Below are 16,440 nucleotides of genomic sequence, written 5' to 3'. Positions count from 1 at the left end.
CATTCTTCCCGACATCCGTGGGTTCGTTATATGTCCCTCTTGATATCCGTGAACTCGAAGCGCGCACCACCGGATTCGCTCTCGGTAACGCGACACTCCCACCCGTACGCCTCGGTCAACTCCTTGACGAACGCTAATCCGAGCCCGGTGCCGCCCTCCTCGGCGGCGGTCGTGTAGCCGACTTCGAACACCGAGTCCCGCTCGTCTTCGGGGATTCCCGTTCCGTCGTCTTCGACGTAGAATCCCGACGACAGTTCGCCGACGGTGATCGAAACGTCCTCGCCGCCGTGTTCGATTGCGTTCCGATAGAGGTTCGCGAACAAATGCTGGAGGTACGTCTCGTCGGCCTGTACCGTCACGTCGAGGTCGACATCGAGCGACGACGACAGCCCGTCTACGTCGTCCCACGCCTCACGCGCCATCTCTGCCAGATTTACCGACTCGGTCGTGTCGACGGCGTCGTTGCCGCGAGCCAGCACTAACATCACGTCGATCATCGTTTCGATGCGGTCGAACGCTTCCCTGACGTATTCGACAGACTCGGAATCGGCTCCGTCTGGCAGTTGCTGGCTGTAGATGTGGCCGATTGTGACCGGATTGCGGAGTTCGTGAGCGAGCATACTCGCGAAACTTTCGAGCCGTTCGTTGGACGCTTCGAGTTCCACGACCAGCTCCTCCAGCTCGGTCTGATAGGTGTGGCGTTCGATGGCATCGGCGAGGATGTTCGCGACGCTCTGGATGAACGTGACGTCCTCGTCGGTGAACGACTTCCGTTCGGTGTCGTGAGTGCCGAGGATGCCCCACGGGTCGTCGTAGGACCCGATGATCGTGCTGATGCCGCTACTGACGTCGTGCGCGCGAAGCAAGTCGGGACCCGAAAACCGCGACTCGGTCGCTAAGTCGTCGACGACGACGGGTTCCTTCGAGTGGAGCGTGTACGCCGCCTGCGAGTCGTCTTCGGACGCCGAGACCGTCCCGGTACCGACGATTCCGTCGTCCCAGCCGACGCCCTGCCGAAGGAGCAGTTCGTCGCTGGACTGATCGAGTTCGAGGACCTTCGCGTACTCGTTGTCGAGGACGTCGGCGACCAGGCGAGCGGCTCCGTCGAACAGCGCATCGAGATCCGTATCTTCGAGCGCACGCCGACTCAGTTCAGAGACGACCCATTGCTGACGGGCGCGGGCTTCGAGTTCTTGCGCGGACTCGACGCGTTCGGTCACGTCCCGGATGTAAATCGACATCCCCGTCTCCGAGGGATAGGCGTGAATCTCCACCCAGGCTTCGAGCGACTCGTTGTACCACTCGAAACTGACTGGTTCCTGTGTCTCCATGGCCTCATGGGCTTTCTCCCAGACGACCCCCGACTCCGCCTGGGGAAACGTCTCCCAGACGCTCTCGCCGAGTACTTCTGCTTCCTCCCGTTCGATGAGTTCCTCGGCGGCTTCGTTGACGTGGGTAAAGCGCCACTCCTCGTCGAGAGCGACGAACCCGTCGGTGATCCGGTCGTACACCTCGTCGAGTTCGGCTTCGAGTTCGGCGCGTTGGCGTTCGAGTTGCTTGGCCTGCGTCTTCAGTTTCGTGATGTCTTTGACGGCGAGGACGACGCGCTCGGGTGGCGATTCGTCGCCGAACGGTACGGCGGTCACCGACATCCACGCGCGACCGCTCGGCAGGTCAATTTGACCTTCCCAGTCAGTGACCGGCTCACCGGTCTCGAACACCTGCATGTAGGGCCGCTCCGACAGCGGAATCGGGTCGCCATCTGTGTCGTAGACGGGTTGGTCTCCGATGGCGTACTCCTCCGATTCTTCGAGCGCGAGACGGTTCCGGGCGAGCTGGTTCAGTTTCTCGATACTCCCGTCGCGATTCACGACGAGGATGCTCACTGGAACGGCAGCGAGAATCTGATCGACGAAATCCCGTTCCCGTCGAAGTTGGGTTTCTTGACGTTTGAGTTCGGTGATGTCCTCGCTGGCAGAGATTATCCGTTCGAGCGACCCCTCCGAGTCGAACTGTGGGACGGTGTTGACCGAGATCCAGAGGCGGTCGTGGCCGGGACGTTCGACGGCGATTTCCTCGTTGAACAGCGACTGACCGGTCTCGTAGACGCGAGCCATCGGCGTCTCGCTGGGATCGAGAGGAGTACCGTCGCTATCGTAGATCTCCCACTCGTCGAGACCTATGGAGTTGTCGAGAATCTCCTGCTCGGAGAGCTCGAGGATGTCCTGTGCGCGCTGATTGGCCATGACTGTCTCGCCGTCGCTGTCCTGCACGGTGATGGCGACTGGTGCCGTCTTCAGGAGATGTTCGGTCAGCTCGTTCTCTCGACGGAGTTCTTCTTCGCGTTGCTTTCGCTCAGTCAGGTCGCGGGTAACTTTCGTGAACCCCTTTAGCGAGCCGTCGTCGTTCCATATTGCGGTAATGGTGACGTTCGCCCAGAACTCCGAGCCGTCGTTTCGAACACGCCACCCCTCGGATTCGATACGGCCACTCCTCTTGGCGGCCGCCAAATTCCTTTCTGGGACCCCCCGTTCGACATCCTCGTCGGTGTAGAACGTCGAGAAATGCTTACCGACGATTTCGTCCGCTTCGTACCCCTTGATTCGCTTGGCTCCGTCGTTCCAGCTGGCGACGTACCCATCCGAACTGAGGACGAAAATCGCGTAGTCCTCGACCGACCGGACGAACTCGGCGAACTGATCGTCCTCGTCCCAAGGCGAATCGATGGTGGTCGCTTCGGCTTCCACCGGGCGCCACCAGATGCGGCTTTCGGGACCTGTCTCCTTCGTTTGGAGTACTCCCCGATCTGCGAGTCGTTCGAGCGATTGGTGGGCACACTGACGGTGACAATCGAGAGTATCAGCGACTTCGGCCGTCGTCAGCGGCGTCGATTGCTGTTCCAGTCGCTCGAAGACCTCTAGCGTGTCCGCAACGATGCCGTCAGTCCCTTCCCCTGATCCCATAGTAGCACGTAATACCTGCAATGTACCTACCAGCGTTCTTAAACCTGTGGTACGTCGGGAGTTTCGGGATGGTCGCGGTGTAGCCAGTCGTTCGTCTCGGCCGCGATCGTCGGATAGGAAACGAACGATTAGGGCAGCGTGCTAGAACCATCTCTATGGCCCAGATGAGGAGATATATAGTGTATATAGAAGTATAAAGTGAGATTGTAGAGCCATACTGAATATTTTTCTTGATGTAGAATGTGTATGTTTATTAATGTAAGAATTCTGCCCCCCATAATGCGACGTATCAATACATATTCACGACCATAGACATTAGTCCTCTCGTTTCGGGCATATATAGAGCTAAGAGGCAAGGTTTGAAACTGGAAATAGAGATGAGGGGACCAAACGACTATCAAGAGACAGGAGTGGATGAATAGGCTCGAAGAGTAGTTACGAAAACGTCTCTGTCGAAGATTAAAGAGAAGATGACCGGTCGAGAATTTTATTCGAGGAGAGACACCCCTCTATCGATGTGTTCGGGCTATTGGGGGAGTGTGGACGATCAGCAGATCGTGGAAAGCACAAAATAATCGACGGACGTGTTCGAACAGTGGGGACACACACCCCTCTATCGATGTGTTCCGACCGACTGTGAAGAGTAACGTCGAGCAAAGAAACCAGTAGTGAGGAATTTGACGCAGTTCAAGAGCAGTCTGGGAGTCGAGAGACAGTAGAGAAAACCATAGAAGTGCCGAAGAGGGTCTAAGAAGAGGGTCTATAGCGGTATCGCGGATAGAGATGGAAAGCGTTCAATCTGACTGTTTCGTTTCCACTTCTAGGGTGAGGATCTCACCCTCCGAAACACATCGACCATATCGAACACATCGATAGAGGGGTGTGTGTGTGTTGTTTCTAGTAAGCTAGAAGAAAGAAGAAGAAGATGAATATCGACACGTAAGAGGCGCTATATCCTATATTCATCTTCTTGCTCTGTGGGTGAAGACATGGCTCTCTCCCTCAGATTTGCTTTTTTCTGCTCCCTCGACGAGGCCGATCGATCCCCCCACCCCTCCGTCCGCTCGAACACATCGATAGAGGGGTGTGTGTGTGTCTCCACCTCTTCTCGAACATATCGTCACTACTTCTGGCCTCTCTCACACTCGGAGAGGTTGAACTCGTACAAACGCGCTACTGACGAACTCAATAACGGAATCACACATCGATAGAGGTGGGTAACGTTTTTCCCTTCCGGACGTGTCCGTTGGACTATGGACGCTGACGACTCTGAGACTGACGACATCACCGAGTCGTCGAAACCAGACGATTTCGAAGAGACGACCCAGTCTGATCTCATGGCGAGCACGGACGAGCAAGCTACCGACGGGACTGAGTCCGCAGACGAACTCGACCCGGTTTCCGATCCGAATGCAACCCGGCGAAATACAGAGCCGGCTCCGACGACCGAGTCCAGCGAGGAACAGTCGTCAGCACCTGAAGCTGGAGAACCGTCGTCTCCCGATGGTAAAGAGTCGTCATCTCTCGATACGAGTACACCGTCATCTACCGACGATGACGAGCAAGTCTCTCTCGACGGCGAGGCATCACCGGCTCCCGATGGTGACGGATCGCAGTCTATCGAAGACATGCTTCTCGAGTTCGAGGAGCAAGAGGGGCTGATTCGGGACCGTTCGCTGCTCGATCCCAACCACGTCGTCGAGGAGGATCGCATCGTTGGCCGCGACCGACAACTCCAAGAGGTAACGAAGATGCTTCGAGTCGCACTCGGTGACAACCGACCACCGAATCTCTTTCTCTACGGTCCCTCAGGGACGGGGAAGTCCCTCATCACCAAGGCCGTCTGTAAGAACATCAGTCAGATCTGTTCGTCGAGAGATATCCGGTTCGGTACGGTCGAAGTCAACTGCCAGGACCTCGATACGCTCGGCATCGCTGTCTACGAGCTCGGTCGTCGTGCTGCCGACGAAGCCTGCGTTGATATCGAGGTACCGAAACACGGTGTCGCCACGAAGGAGAAGTGGGACGAGCTGTATCGCATCGTCAACGAAAACTTCGATTCCGTGGTGTTCGTTCTCGACGAACTCGATATGCTCGTCGGCCGCCGTGACAAACAGGATCCCGCATTCTCGCGCCTTCTCTATCAGCTCTCGCGTGCGGGTGCCAACGACGAGATGACTGCCCACATCTCCGTCGTCGCGATCTCTAACGACACGAAGATGATGGAACTGGTCGGTAGTCGCGCGTTGAGTTCATTCACGCCCGAGGACGTCCACTTTGACGATTACGACGCGAACCAACTACAGTCGATTCTCCGACGACGACAGGACGCCTTCCACGAGGATGTCCTCGATGACGGCGTCATCTCGCTGGCGGCAGCGTTCGCCGCACAGACCCACGGGGACGCGCGGAAAGCTATCGATCTGATTCGGGTCGCCGGCGAACTCGCAGAGCGGGAGGGCGATTCTCGCGTCCGCGAACGACACGTTCGAGCGGCTCAGGACAAGGTCGAGAAGAATCGCGTATTGGAGGTCGTCCGCGGTATCAGTACACAGAAGAAGCTCTGTCTGTACGCGACCGCGGCGGTTGCAACCGAAACTGACGACGAAACCGCCCGGAGTACGACGGGGTATCGCGTCTATCAGTTCCTCACCGACTCCATCGACGCCGATCAGTACCACCAGGAGACGTACGTCAACAAGATGAAGGAGATGACGACGTACTCGCTCGTAGACTTCGAGCGACGGAGTCACGGTCCGAGTTCGGGAATGTTCTTGGAGTTCCAGTTCGGTGAGCGGCCACGAACTATCCTCGAGACCCTCAGAGAGGACTCTCGACTGGAGATGGTCGCCGCCGAAGAGGTGCAGTCCGTCGTCAGGGCACAGGTCCGGAACGAGGCGTAACCGACGCACTTCAGGCCCGGCAGACCCCTCTATCGAAGTGTTCTCCTTCGTAGCTCCTCGACCCACCACACCCCTCTATCGAAGTGTAACTCCCGTTCAGAAACGCTCTGATGCCGATAGATACCGGTTCCGGATGTCGGGCCTGTCGGCTCGGTCAGACAGCGACAGGCGAGATCGCGGTGTTCTACGTTCCCAGCCAGACCGATACTCAGGTGGATCCCTCCATTGCGGTGTTTCGTCGACCATCTTGCCCTGACGGTCACCCCCCTCTATCGAAGTGTTTTTGCTGATCAGTCTGTTCAGCCCCGCTCCCCCCTATCGATGTGTTCTCACGACCGATTTCTTCGGGCAGCCACCCTCCTCTATCGAAGTGTCTTTCGACGAGTCTGTCCGGACAGTCCCTCTCTACCGAAGTGTTTGGCCTCCTCTGCTGTCACTCTGTATTCGCTTGAAACCGATAGGAAGAGGTCCTGTGTGCGGAGTTCGGTTCGATACTGAGTCGTCCTCTCTCGATGCATCGACCGGTGTGTCGAGACTTTCGCTGTCAGTCGTCTTCGGTGTCTTCGGTTGTCCAACACTTCGATAGAGGGGTGTGTGACCCGTTCGATATCCATACCACCGAGGCAGCGTCCATCTGCGAGACGGGCGAAAACGAGAGTGATGCCAGAGAGGAAGGGCAGAAACGGGTGGAGTCACCGGAGCGACCGATTGACCACGACAGTGCCACATCGTGGACAGAGCAACCGGTTGGCGTCAGTCGAGTCGTCGGACAGCCACTCACCGTCTACTGGACTGTCATGGTTGCAGGCGAGACAGAACAGGATCGTCTTCGAGTGTCTTCGATCGGAATCTCGTGAGCGCGGTCGTTCCATACTCATCTGCCTGGCGAGTAGTTTTGCCCGAAGACGGCACACACGACGTTCAGAACGAACAGACCGCTCACGAAGTGCGGAGAGGACGCGACGACGCCGGTCAGCAGCGTCATCGAGATGACGATCGGGAGCAGGATGGTCGCCCAGAAGGCCAGGCCCTGAATGGCCGTGACGAGTGCCTTGATGGTGGCGGCTGCCACCGACTGGACGATGGTGATGATCGCGGGCGGGCGTGGAAGTGAGGAGGATGCGGTCGACATGGTATTTCCTTACTTCGACCTATCAATGTATCTCATCATATAACCGCCAGATGATTGGTATTGTTTCAGATTTGTTTACAAAGAGAACGCCGTTTCACCCCATTTTAGCCACTTTCTGATGGCTTTCAAAACTCTATCAGATGCCAGTAGACATTTTATAGCCGAACGAGAGACGGTGGCTCGGGGAAAACGTGATCTGTAGCTATGTGACGTTCACTCTCGCTCCGGGTGCCGACTCGACCGCTCAAATTAACGAGTGAAAACGTCGAGCGACGGTGACTACGCTTGGTCGCGGACGAACGTCACCGGGCAGGGAGCATTCAACATCACTGTCTGGGCGGTGCTGCCAAAGACCGCTTTGCCGGCTGGTGACCGCTGGCGACCGCCGACGACGACGCGGTCGGCGTCCACCTCCTCGGCGATTTCGACGATCCCTTCGCCGCGTCTCCCAGTCGTGGCGCGCGCTTCACAATCAATGGCGTCGTCAGCTAGTTCTTCGGTTACTACCTGCGTGACGCCCATCTCCGCGGCGAGTTCGTCCGGTTCGATATCTGCCGTCTCGGTGTCCAGTATCCGCTCCACTGCTTCCCGGTAGGACCCGTTGTCGAAAACGTGAGCGACCACGACGGTCGCATCGTTCGGTGGGGCAATCTCGCGAACGGTCGTCACGAGCGAGTCGATGCGCGTATCGTCGCGACCGCCGATGGCGAGCAGTACCGTCTCCAGTTCCGCATCCGCGCTCTCTGCCGTTGATTCTGCGCTCATTCTATTCACATAGAAACAGCCGAGACGTAAAATCCTGGTCTCGACTTACTATTATTATAGTAATTTTTTAGCGACCAGGAGAACGTGTTCTGTAGAGTGTGCTCCCGTTTTTAGACGCCCAGTTTCGCTTCGTGGTTCTTCTCTCGATGGGCGTTCAGTTCGGTCACGCTCTCGAACGTCGTATCGTAGTACTGACACTGCTCTGGTCTGTCACACGTACTTCGAACGAAGCTACACGGCGCGTCGATGCGAGCCTTCCGGACGAATATTCAGGTTTTCTTTCGGAAGCCATAATCTCAGTTATCGTTACTCGCTTCCTCGACCGCGGCGGGCAACGCGCCGCTGATGAGTTTCTCGTGGCCGCGACGGAGCCGCTCGGAGACCGACTGTGCCGAGACATCAAATTTCTCTGCGAGTTCTTCGACGTTCGTCTCGCGCGGCACTTCGAAGTATCCTTCGCGGTGGGCCGTAATGAGTGTCGTATACTGGATGTCTGAGAGTCCGAACTGTGCGGCCGGTTCGCTCTCCATCTGGGTGACACGCTCGATTTCCATCGTCAGATTCTTCTCCTGACAGAACTCGTACGTTCGCGAGAGCGCGTCCGAGTCCGGGAAGATGATTCGGAAGCTCCAGCGGTCGTTTCTCCCGTGAGCGTCCGTGATGGTTCCCTTCTCGTAGACGAGCGACTGAACGACAGCGGCGATGTCGTCCACCCACCCCATCTGATAGAGCCACTCGTCGTCCAGATCGACGAGTAACTCTTCGTCTTCGACGCTCGGGTCGGCCTCGAACGCGTCGGTTATCTCGTCTAACTCGGCACCGCCCGCCCAGAGAATCGGCATCACGCGCGTCTGGTCGTGTGCGACGACCCGTTCGACATCGAACTCGATGGCTGGGATTTCGGTGAACGTCTCCCATAGTGCGAACTGCTCGGCGGGAAGCGAGATCTCCGCGGCTGTAGCCATGTTACGTGACGGTACGGGAACGATTCGTATAGTCATGTGGGTCTGTTTCGCTCAGGTCTGTTGCGGAGCTACAGGTCGCGTCTCCCCTCAGGTACCTCTGCAAAACTGGTCCGGAAGTGAGGATTAAAGGCTGGTATGTCATCCGTCATAGTGTGGCTGAATATTAACCGATAAGTCTCCCAACGACGATGGACCTCCTGGAGACAACAATGGCGGATTTGCAACTCAAAGAAGCCATAGCGATGGCACTCGGCGGCATGATCGGCGGCGGCATCTACTCTGCATTCGGTATCGTCGTCGCCATTGCGGGGAAGGCGGCGTGGTTCGCGTTCCTCATCGCCGGGAGCATCGCGATGTGCGCTGGCTACAGTTACGTGAAGTTGAACGAACTCACGGACGAACAGGGCGGTGCACCGACGTATCTCCGGGACACGATCGGCAACTCGACGCTCTCGGGGATGACTGGCTGGTCGTTGCTCTTCGGCTATATCGGGTCGATGGCGCTCTATGCGTACGCGTTCGCCGGATTCTTCGCGGAGATGATCGGACGGCTCCACTACATGGGGCTGCCGCTGTCGAAGGTGGTCTCCGTCGCGCTTATCGCCGTATTCGTTGGTCTCAATCTCCTCGGTGCGGCCGAGACGGGGAAAGCCGAGGACGTCCTCACATTCTTCAAGGTACTCGTCATCGGCGTCTTCGGGTTCTGGGGCGTCTGGTTCGCCTACACCGGCGAGCAACTATCGTTCGGATTCTCGCAGCTCGCCACCGTCAGTCCCATCATGGCCGCGGCGATGTCGTTCGTGGCGTTCCAAGGCTGGCAACTCCTGATGTACGACCAGAGTCAGTTCGAGAATCCCATCGATGACATTCGCAAGGCGATTTACATCTCTATTCCTGTGGCGACGCTGCTGTACATCGTCGTCGCATTCACGACGGTGAGCCTCCTCCCGCTGTCGGTCATCGCCGTCTCGCCGGAAGTCTCGCTGCTTTGGGCCGGCATCAAGTTCATGGGGCCCGTCGGTGCGTTTATCATCGGCATCTCGGCGCTGTTCTCGACGGCCAGCGCCGTCAACGCGACGCTGTTCTCGGGGGCGCAGTTCTCTTCTGACCTTATCGACTACGGACTGCTTCCCGACCGGTTCGGTTCCTCTGGGGACGGAGGAGTGCCCTCGAAGATAATTATCGTCCTCGGTGTGCTCTCGGCGGCGTTCGCCGTCTACGGGAGCCTCTCCAGTATCACGTCGTTCGCGTCGCTCGCCTTCATCGCCGTCTTCGGCGGGATGAGCTACCTCGCGTTCCGCGAACGCGATCAGATAGATGACCTGATCACGCCTGTCCCTGTCATCGGAATGGGTGGGACGGCGCTGTTCTTCCCGTTGTTGCTCTACAACCTCTACCGTACCAGTCCAGGGACGTTCTATCTCGTTATCGCTATCACCGTCTTCGTCCTCGGGGCAGAGCTGCTCTACTTCAAGGGCGACCCGCTCGGAAACGTCTCCGGGGAGGGTAATTAACCATGTCAGAGAAAGACTTCACGCAATCGACCGTCACGCGACGAAACGTCCTCGAAGGTATCGGCAGCGTCGTCGGCACGGCTTCGCTCGCCGGCTGTGGCACGCCGCTCGGAGCGTCGGGAGGGACGCAACTTAGATACTTACAGGTGCTCTCGCCGAAGACGCTCGACCCGATTACTTTCGACGACCCGTGGTCGGCACAGCCGGCAGGCTTGGTCTTTCAGGGGTTATACACCTACGATCAGGAGATGAACCTCGTTCCCGTCCTCGCAGACGGGACGCCCGAGGTGAGCGAAGACGGGACCACCTACACCGTTTCGCTCGCAGACGAGTCGCAATTCCAGAACGGGAACGCGGTCACGTCGGAGGACGTGAAGTACTCCTTCGACCCGAAAACGTACGAGGAGAGCGAGTCGCCGAATCATTGGCAGGTCGACATGATCGAGGAGATTCGGACCCCAGACGACCGAACCGTCGAGTTCCAGCTCGCGTATTCGTACCCGGCCTTCGAGCACACGTTGACGCGAGCGGTCGTTCCCGAGTCGGTGCGCGGCCAGAACGCGGAGACGTTCGGCGAGGAGTCGCCCACCGGGTCCGGCCCCTACGAGGTCGAGATATTCAAACCCGGGAGCTACGTGGTACTCTCGAAGTGGGACGACTACTGGGGCGACCCGATGCCCTCGATATCGAAGGTGAAGATGGTGACGAACCACGCCGGACTCTCGCGGTCGATGAGTCTGCTGACGAACCAGAGCGATATCGTCGAGCGGGTCCACCCGAAGCTCTGGAAGACGACGAAACGGTACATGGGTGCGAACGTCGCCTCGGAACAGAGCTATCACTCACACTTCGTCGGCTTCAACTGCAGTCCCGGCAGCCCGACGAGAATGAAGGAGGTGCGCGAAGCCGTCGACTACCTCTTTTCGACGGACGACCTGGTCTCGAACATCATCGAACCGGCGGGGAAGCGTCAGTACAGCCCGATTCCGGACCACCTCGCCGAAGAGTGGGGTCTCCCACTCCAGGAGTGGCGCGATCTCCCCCGAGAAAAGAACCAGCAGAAAGCGCGGGAACTGGTTAAAGAGGCTGGCGTCAAACAGTGGGCTCCGCTGGTCGCGACGCCACACGACAAGATGCGAGAGAAATTCGCGCAGACGATAGTCAAGGGGCTTCGGGCCATCGGCTTCGGGAAGGCCAGAGTGAAGAAGTACCACTGGTCGGAGTTCCGAGAAAAAGTGACTAGCGGCGACGCCAGTGACTACGACATGTATATCGGTTCGTGGGCGGGCTATGCCGACCCCGATACGTTCCTGTATCCACTGTTCCACGACTCGATGGAGGGGCTGACCAACGGGATGTTCTATCAGAACCCGGCCGTCCGCAAACAGCTCGAAGACGCCCGCACGATCTCCTCCCGTGACGAACGGCGGAACCTGTACGCTGACGCCATTACGTCCATCCTCGAAGACAAGGCCGCCCTGCCACTGTACACGCTCGACAACAGTTTCGGCGTGAAAAACCACGTCCAGGGATTCAACGCCCATCCACTCTCGCAGTTGAATCCGCAGCTACTGAACCCTAGCGGCGGGGTCTCACTCCGGAAGTAGTCACTCGTCGCCGCTCCGTTACTCGTCGCGGAGCGCCGCGGCAATCGCCTGCAGCTGTGCCTTCCGGAAGGGGCGCTTGGCCTGTGATGGGTCGTCATCATCCAGCTCACCGGTTCGCCAGAGAATGCCGGCTCGCATCTGTGGCTTGGGCGGGAGCGTGTTCGAGTCGATGTCGTACTCGACGGCCTCGCAGATGGCAGCGAGGGCTTCCTTGGTGAAGGCCGTCGATTCGACGCGCTCGTAGCGCCCGACGGCCTGTCTGATCTCGTTTCGGAGGTCGTCGACGGTCTGTGCCATGTCCGGAGTGGCGAGCGGATCCGTTGTGTGTATTCCGGTTCCCTTTCGACCCGCTGAATTCGGTGACGATGCGCGGCGAGATACCCGCCACGTCAGGCTAGTATAGGACGCTGGTCCCGAACTCAGGCACCGGGGCCTTCTTTCGGGTATTCCCCGGTCACGACGTTGTAGGCCGCTTCGAGGCCGGCGAGCGTCATCATGACCAGCAGGTTGAGCCGCGCGTTCGGTGTGGTGGTCTTGGTCCGGTATATCTGGCTGTCACACGCCGGACAGGTCGTGTGGGTGGTATCGAACGCCGTCCCACAGACGCTACACTCGTGGTCGGTTCGCTCGTCGTGGCCGATGCCTGTGTCGTTCTGCCCGAAGAGTTTATCGAGTAACGTCAGTATCATGGGTAGTGCACTCCTTCGGTCGCCGAAACGTCCGCGCGGCGGTCACATAACGCTGTTGCCGCACCGTTCGCGTTCTTCCGGTGTTCGGTCTTTAGTGAGCGGGTACTCATCCGCCGGGTTCCTCGTGGCCGCCCTCTTCCGGAATCTCCTCGTACTCAACCGCCTCGTGTCGCGCTGTCGCGGCGTAGGACGGCCAGAAGCGAATCTTCCCGTCGGCGACACCCTCTATTGCGCCGATGGGCGCACCGGCGAGTATCTTACCGTGCGCTCGCTTGGCCGTCGTTTCGGAGACTGTGATATCACTCTGGAGTTCTTCGTCGATGTCGTCGGCGATTTCGATGTAAATCGTAGGATAGTCTATCCCTCGAAGCGTGCCGAGTCGGGTTCCTTGGGCGGTGAATATCGGTTTGCCGATGTCGTCTTCTGTTACGTCTTTCATCGTTTTCTTGGTCGGGTGTTGAATTCTCGCTGTCGTCCTCGGTGGTCAGTCGTCCAACGGTGCGTCCGCGTCAGTCTCGTCGGCCGCGTCGGGTTTCGAGACGCGCACGGCGGCACCGTCCGCGTCGGCGTCGGCTAGGGAAATCTGGACGTCCGTAACCTTGTATTCGGGCGTTCGCGCCGGGCCGTCGAGCGGTTCCTCCTTTGTCAGGTTGTTCGCGCCGCCTTCGAGATAGTGCATCGGAATGAATATCTCGCCCTCGCTCGGGCGCGTCGTGACCTGCGCCATCGCCGTCGTCTCGCCGTGGCGAGACCTGATTTGGAGCATATCGTCCGTCGAGACGCCGTACTCCGCGGCGGTGTCGGGGTGAATCTCGACGAAGCTTCTGTCGTTGTAGGACATGTCGCCTTCCTCTCGGAAGGTCATCGTCCCGGTGTGGTACTGATACAGCACCCGACCAGAGGTCATCACCAGTGGGTAGTCCTCGTCGGGCGTCTCCGAGGGCTCGACCGTATCACAGACGTGCATGTACGCCAACCCGGACGGCGTCTGGAACTCGTCCTCGTACGTGTACGGCGTCCCGGGGTGGTCCTCGTCCCAGACGGGCCACTGGAGGCCGTCGCCGTCGGCTAAGGTCTCCAACCGCTCGTGCGTGACGCCGCCGTATATCGGCACGAGATCGTTGATCTCGTCCATGATGTCGCTCGGGTGGTCGTAGTCCCACTCGTAACCGAACTCGGCGGCGAGCTCTTTCGTTATCTGCCAGTCGGGTTTGGCGTTCCCGACGGGGTCGATGACTCGCTTCACTAACTGGACGTGGCGCGTCGAGGACGTGTACGTGCCGTTCGATTCCATCGAGGAGGTGGCCGGCAACACCACGTCGGCGTACTCCGCGGTGTCGGTCAGGAAGATGTCCTGTACCGCGAGGAAGTCCAGTTCTTCAAGGGCTTTCTTCGCGTGCCCGCTGTTCGGTTCCGAGGTGACGGGGTTCTCGCCCTGGATGAACATCCCGCGGAGGTCGTCCTCGGCAACAGCGAGGAACATATCGGTGAGGCGATACCCTTCCTCGTCGGGCATGTCTTCGACAGCCATGTCGTAGGCGTCGGCGAACTTCTGCCGGTTGTCCTCGTCGGCGATGGGTTGGTAGCCGGGGAAGTTGTTCGGCAGCGGTCCCATGTCCCCACCGCCGCCCTGCACGTTGTTCTGGCCGCGGAACGGCGAGACGCCGGACTTCGGGCTCCCGATGTGGCCGGTCACGAGCGCGAGGTTCGCTATCGCGTAGATGTTCTCCGTCCCGTGGGAGTGTTCGGTCAGGCCGAGCGTCCAGCCGAAGACGCAGGAGTCGGCGTTGGCGATGGTTTCTGCGGCGTTCGCTATCTCCTCGGGCGGGACGCCCGCCTTCTCCTCGACGAACTCTGGCGTGAACTTCTGGACCGTCTCTTCGATCTGCTCGAAGCCGGTGGTTCGTTCCTCGATGAACTCCTCGTCGTGGAGGTCGTTCTCGATGATGTAGCGAGTCAAACCGTTGAGCCACGTCGTGTCGTAGCCGGGTTCGACGCGGGAGTACTGGTCCGCGTACTCGGCTATCTGGACCTTCCGCGGGTCGAAGACGAACAGGTCGGCGTCGTTGTCCTTGACGTTCTGCTTGATTCGCGTCGCCAGCACCGGGTGGGCTTCGGTCGTGTTCGACCCGGTGAGCAGGTAGCAATCCGTCTCTTCGAGCGCTTCCAAGCCGACCGACGCGGCCCCGAACCCGAGGGTACTGGAGAGGCCCGACACCGTCGAGGAGTGACAGAGCCGGTTGCAGTTGTCGATGTTGTTCGTCCCGATGACCTCGCGGGCGAACCGCTGCATCACGTAGTTGTCCTCGTTGGTTGCTTTCGAGGAGGCGACGAAACTCAGCGCGTCCGGGCCGTCTTCGCGGCGAATCTCGTCGAGTCCCTCGGCGACTCGCGAGAGTGCCTCGTCCCACGACGCCTCGCGGAACTCGCCGTCCTCTTTCACGAGCGGCTGGGTCAATCGGTCGTCGCTGTTGACGTAACTGTGGCTGAACTTCCCTTTCACACAGGTCGAGATGCCGTTGATGGGTGCCTTCTCGGGATTGGGTCGTTTCCCGAGGATTTTGCCGTCCTTCGAGTAGACGTCGAACCGACAGCCGACGGCGCAGAACTCGCAGGTCGTGTCCGTGACGTCGATCTCGTTGAGTTGGTAGTCGCTGACCGCGTCCGCGACCGAAAAGAGGCGGCCCTCTGATATCGCGTTGCCCGCGAAGCCGGAGACCGCGTGTTCGAACGGCCGGACGACGTGCTCGTTGACGGCGTCTTTTGTCCGCGACTGTACGCGTTCGTTGACGGCATCTTTCGCCTGCGACTGCGCCTGTTCGCGCGCACGAGCCATGAAGCCCGCGACGCCCTCCTTCTCGGTGGCCGGCGTCTCGTCGTCGCTCATAGCCAGTCGTCCCCCTCGGTGGCCGCCGGTTCCGGTCTGGAGACCCGCGGCTCGTTTCGATTGTCTCCTTCGCGCTTCATCGGCGTCATCTGCGTCTGCTGGCGCTCGTAGTCCTCGCCGACGATGCCCTCGGCGGAGTTCTTGTGCGTGAAGCCGGGCACGGGCAGCGTCGTCGCGTCCACCAGTCCCTGCTCGACGAGCGCCCCGGTCGGACAGACCGTCGCGCAGTGCCCACAGGAGACGCAGGTCGAGTCCATCATCGTGTCGGCGTCGTTCTGGAAGCCGATGCGGGTGTCGCTTCCTGACCCCTCGACACGGAGGACGCCCTCGACCTGCACGTCGTTACAGGCTTCGACACAGCGGTTACAGAGGATGCACTTGTTCCGGTCGATCTGGATGAACGGCGAGGAATCGTCAATCGGCTCTAGCTGGCTCCGGTCGTGTAACACGCCGTAGCGGGGCTCCTCGACGTCGTTCTCGATAGCGACGTCCTGTAAGTCACAGCGGCCGTTGGCCCCGCAGGTCGTACACAGCAGGTTGTGGTTCGAGAGGATGAGGTCTAAGTTCACGTCGCGGGCCTCGCTGGCCGCCTCGGTATCCGTCGAGACGACCATGTCGTCTTCGACGGGGAAGCTACACGAGGGAACGATCCCGTGTTCCTCCGTCTCGACCATGCAGGTCCGACACTCGCTGCGCGGCCCAATCTTCTCCTCATCGTCGTACGAACAGAGCGCGAGCACGTCGCCGTCGGTGTCGACGGTCTCGCAGGCGTCGAGCAGCGTCGCGCCGGCGCTGGCTTCGACGGTTTGGCCGTCGACGGTCAGCGTCGCCTCGTCCGTCGCACCGGCGGGCGGGTCGTTGGCCGTCCCCGGTGCGATGTCTTCGGTCAACGGAACGTCGGCTCCGGTCGTCGAACCCTCCCAAATCGGGTCAGTACTCATCGGTTCCTCCGAACGCCGCAGGGTCGATGATACGTCGATTCGAGGCGTCGAGATGTCGGCGTGGTGTAGCTATA

The 16,440-nt window shown here is 59.4% G+C and carries 12 protein-coding genes; 3 read left to right on the top strand and 9 right to left on the bottom strand.

What is annotated here, in order from left to right; all coding sequences use genetic code 11:
- Positions 1–26: 26 nt before the first annotated feature.
- Positions 27–2,963 (bottom strand): PAS domain S-box protein, encoded by a 2,937-nt coding sequence (locus E4S61_RS21325; RefSeq protein WP_135305948.1) that lies wholly within the window; start codon positions 2,961–2,963, stop codon positions 27–29.
- 1,628 nt (positions 2,964–4,591) lie between these two features.
- Between E4S61_RS21325 and E4S61_RS21320 the strand changes: the two genes are divergently transcribed.
- Positions 4,592–5,866, top strand: a complete 1,275-nt coding sequence (locus tag E4S61_RS21320; protein WP_209309576.1) for an orc1/cdc6 family replication initiation protein — start codon at positions 4,592–4,594, stop codon at positions 5,864–5,866.
- 874 nt (positions 5,867–6,740) lie between these two features.
- Here the strand turns inward: E4S61_RS21320 and E4S61_RS21315 are convergent.
- The 3 genes from E4S61_RS21315 to E4S61_RS21305 form a co-directional block, all read right to left on the bottom strand.
- On the bottom strand, positions 6,741–6,998 hold the full coding sequence (locus E4S61_RS21315; RefSeq protein ID WP_135305947.1) for a hypothetical protein: 258 nt from the start codon (positions 6,996–6,998) through the stop codon (positions 6,741–6,743).
- A gap of 279 nt (positions 6,999–7,277) precedes the next feature.
- Positions 7,278–7,763: a universal stress protein gene (locus E4S61_RS21310; protein ID WP_135305946.1), complete on the bottom strand. Its 486-nt coding sequence runs from the start codon at positions 7,761–7,763 to the stop codon at positions 7,278–7,280.
- A 296-nt stretch (positions 7,764–8,059) separates the two neighbouring features.
- Entirely contained in the window at positions 8,060–8,728 is a 669-nt protein-coding gene (locus tag E4S61_RS21305) for a helix-turn-helix domain-containing protein (RefSeq protein WP_135305945.1), read from the bottom strand.
- Between the two features lie 209 nt (positions 8,729–8,937).
- On the opposite strand from E4S61_RS21305, the gene E4S61_RS21300 reads away from it, so the two are divergent.
- Complete coding sequence (locus tag E4S61_RS21300) at positions 8,938–10,242, top strand: APC family permease (RefSeq protein ID WP_135305944.1); 1,305 nt, start codon at positions 8,938–8,940, stop codon at positions 10,240–10,242.
- Positions 10,243–10,244: 2 nt separating this feature from the next.
- The gene (locus tag E4S61_RS21295; protein WP_135305943.1) at positions 10,245–11,849 is read left to right on the top strand and encodes an ABC transporter substrate-binding protein; all 1,605 of its coding nucleotides are present in this window, start codon (positions 10,245–10,247) and stop codon (positions 11,847–11,849) included.
- An 18-nt stretch (positions 11,850–11,867) separates the two neighbouring features.
- Here the strand turns inward: E4S61_RS21295 and E4S61_RS21290 are convergent, their stop codons facing one another.
- The 5 genes from E4S61_RS21290 to E4S61_RS21270 all read right to left on the bottom strand — a co-directional run bounded on the left by E4S61_RS21290 (position 11,868) and on the right by E4S61_RS21270 (position 16,366).
- Positions 11,868–12,146, bottom strand: coding sequence for a hypothetical protein (locus tag E4S61_RS21290; protein ID WP_135305942.1), 279 nt, complete (start codon positions 12,144–12,146; stop codon positions 11,868–11,870).
- 122 nt (positions 12,147–12,268) lie between these two features.
- Positions 12,269–12,538, bottom strand: a complete 270-nt coding sequence (locus E4S61_RS21285) for a hypothetical protein (protein ID WP_135305941.1) — start codon at positions 12,536–12,538, stop codon at positions 12,269–12,271.
- A gap of 106 nt (positions 12,539–12,644) precedes the next feature.
- Positions 12,645–12,977 carry a hypothetical protein gene (locus tag E4S61_RS21280; RefSeq protein WP_135305940.1) on the bottom strand — a complete coding sequence of 111 codons (333 nt, stop codon included), beginning with the start codon at positions 12,975–12,977 and terminating at the stop codon, positions 12,645–12,647.
- A 45-nt stretch (positions 12,978–13,022) separates the two neighbouring features.
- Entirely contained in the window at positions 13,023–15,425 is a 2,403-nt protein-coding gene (gene fdhF / locus E4S61_RS21275; RefSeq protein ID WP_135305939.1) for a formate dehydrogenase subunit alpha, read from the bottom strand.
- A complete protein-coding gene (locus E4S61_RS21270; RefSeq protein WP_135305938.1) occupies positions 15,422–16,366 on the bottom strand; it encodes a 2Fe-2S iron-sulfur cluster-binding protein in 945 nt (314 codons plus the stop codon). Before E4S61_RS21270 ends, fdhF begins: the two co-directional genes overlap by 4 nt.
- Between the last annotated feature and the right edge of the window lie 74 nt (positions 16,367–16,440).

Origin of the sequence: Haloarcula amylovorans (assembly GCF_004681185.1) — an archaeon.
Classification (GTDB): Archaea; Halobacteriota; Halobacteria; order Halobacteriales; family Haloarculaceae; genus Haloarcula; species Haloarcula amylovorans.
Note: the sequence above shows the minus strand (reverse complement) of the source record. Positions and strands in the feature narration are given on the sequence as shown.

What these genes read in the sequence shown, in the direction of transcription:
- E4S61_RS21315 (WP_135305947.1), bottom strand. Translation starts at nt 6,998, where the DNA reads ATGTCGACCGCATCCTCCTCACTTCCACGCCCGCCCGCGATCATCACC.
- E4S61_RS21305 (WP_135305945.1), bottom strand. Translation starts at nt 8,728, where the DNA reads ATGGCTACAGCCGCGGAGATCTCGCTTCCCGCCGAGCAGTTCGCACTA.
- E4S61_RS21325 (WP_135305948.1), bottom strand. Translation starts at nt 2,963, where the DNA reads ATGGGATCAGGGGAAGGGACTGACGGCATCGTTGCGGACACGCTAGAG.
- E4S61_RS21290 (WP_135305942.1), bottom strand. Translation starts at nt 12,146, where the DNA reads ATGGCACAGACCGTCGACGACCTCCGAAACGAGATCAGACAGGCCGTC.
- E4S61_RS21300 (WP_135305944.1), top strand. Translation starts at nt 8,938, where the DNA reads ATGGCGGATTTGCAACTCAAAGAAGCCATAGCGATGGCACTCGGCGGC.
- fdhF (WP_135305939.1), bottom strand. Translation starts at nt 15,425, where the DNA reads ATGAGCGACGACGAGACGCCGGCCACCGAGAAGGAGGGCGTCGCGGGC.
- E4S61_RS21310 (WP_135305946.1), bottom strand. Translation starts at nt 7,763, where the DNA reads ATGAGCGCAGAATCAACGGCAGAGAGCGCGGATGCGGAACTGGAGACG.
- E4S61_RS21280 (WP_135305940.1), bottom strand. Translation starts at nt 12,977, where the DNA reads ATGAAAGACGTAACAGAAGACGACATCGGCAAACCGATATTCACCGCC.
- E4S61_RS21320 (WP_209309576.1), top strand. Translation starts at nt 4,592, where the DNA reads ATGCTTCTCGAGTTCGAGGAGCAAGAGGGGCTGATTCGGGACCGTTCG.
- E4S61_RS21270 (WP_135305938.1), bottom strand. Translation starts at nt 16,366, where the DNA reads ATGAGTACTGACCCGATTTGGGAGGGTTCGACGACCGGAGCCGACGTT.
- E4S61_RS21295 (WP_135305943.1), top strand. Translation starts at nt 10,245, where the DNA reads ATGTCAGAGAAAGACTTCACGCAATCGACCGTCACGCGACGAAACGTC.
- E4S61_RS21285 (WP_135305941.1), bottom strand. Translation starts at nt 12,538, where the DNA reads ATGATACTGACGTTACTCGATAAACTCTTCGGGCAGAACGACACAGGC.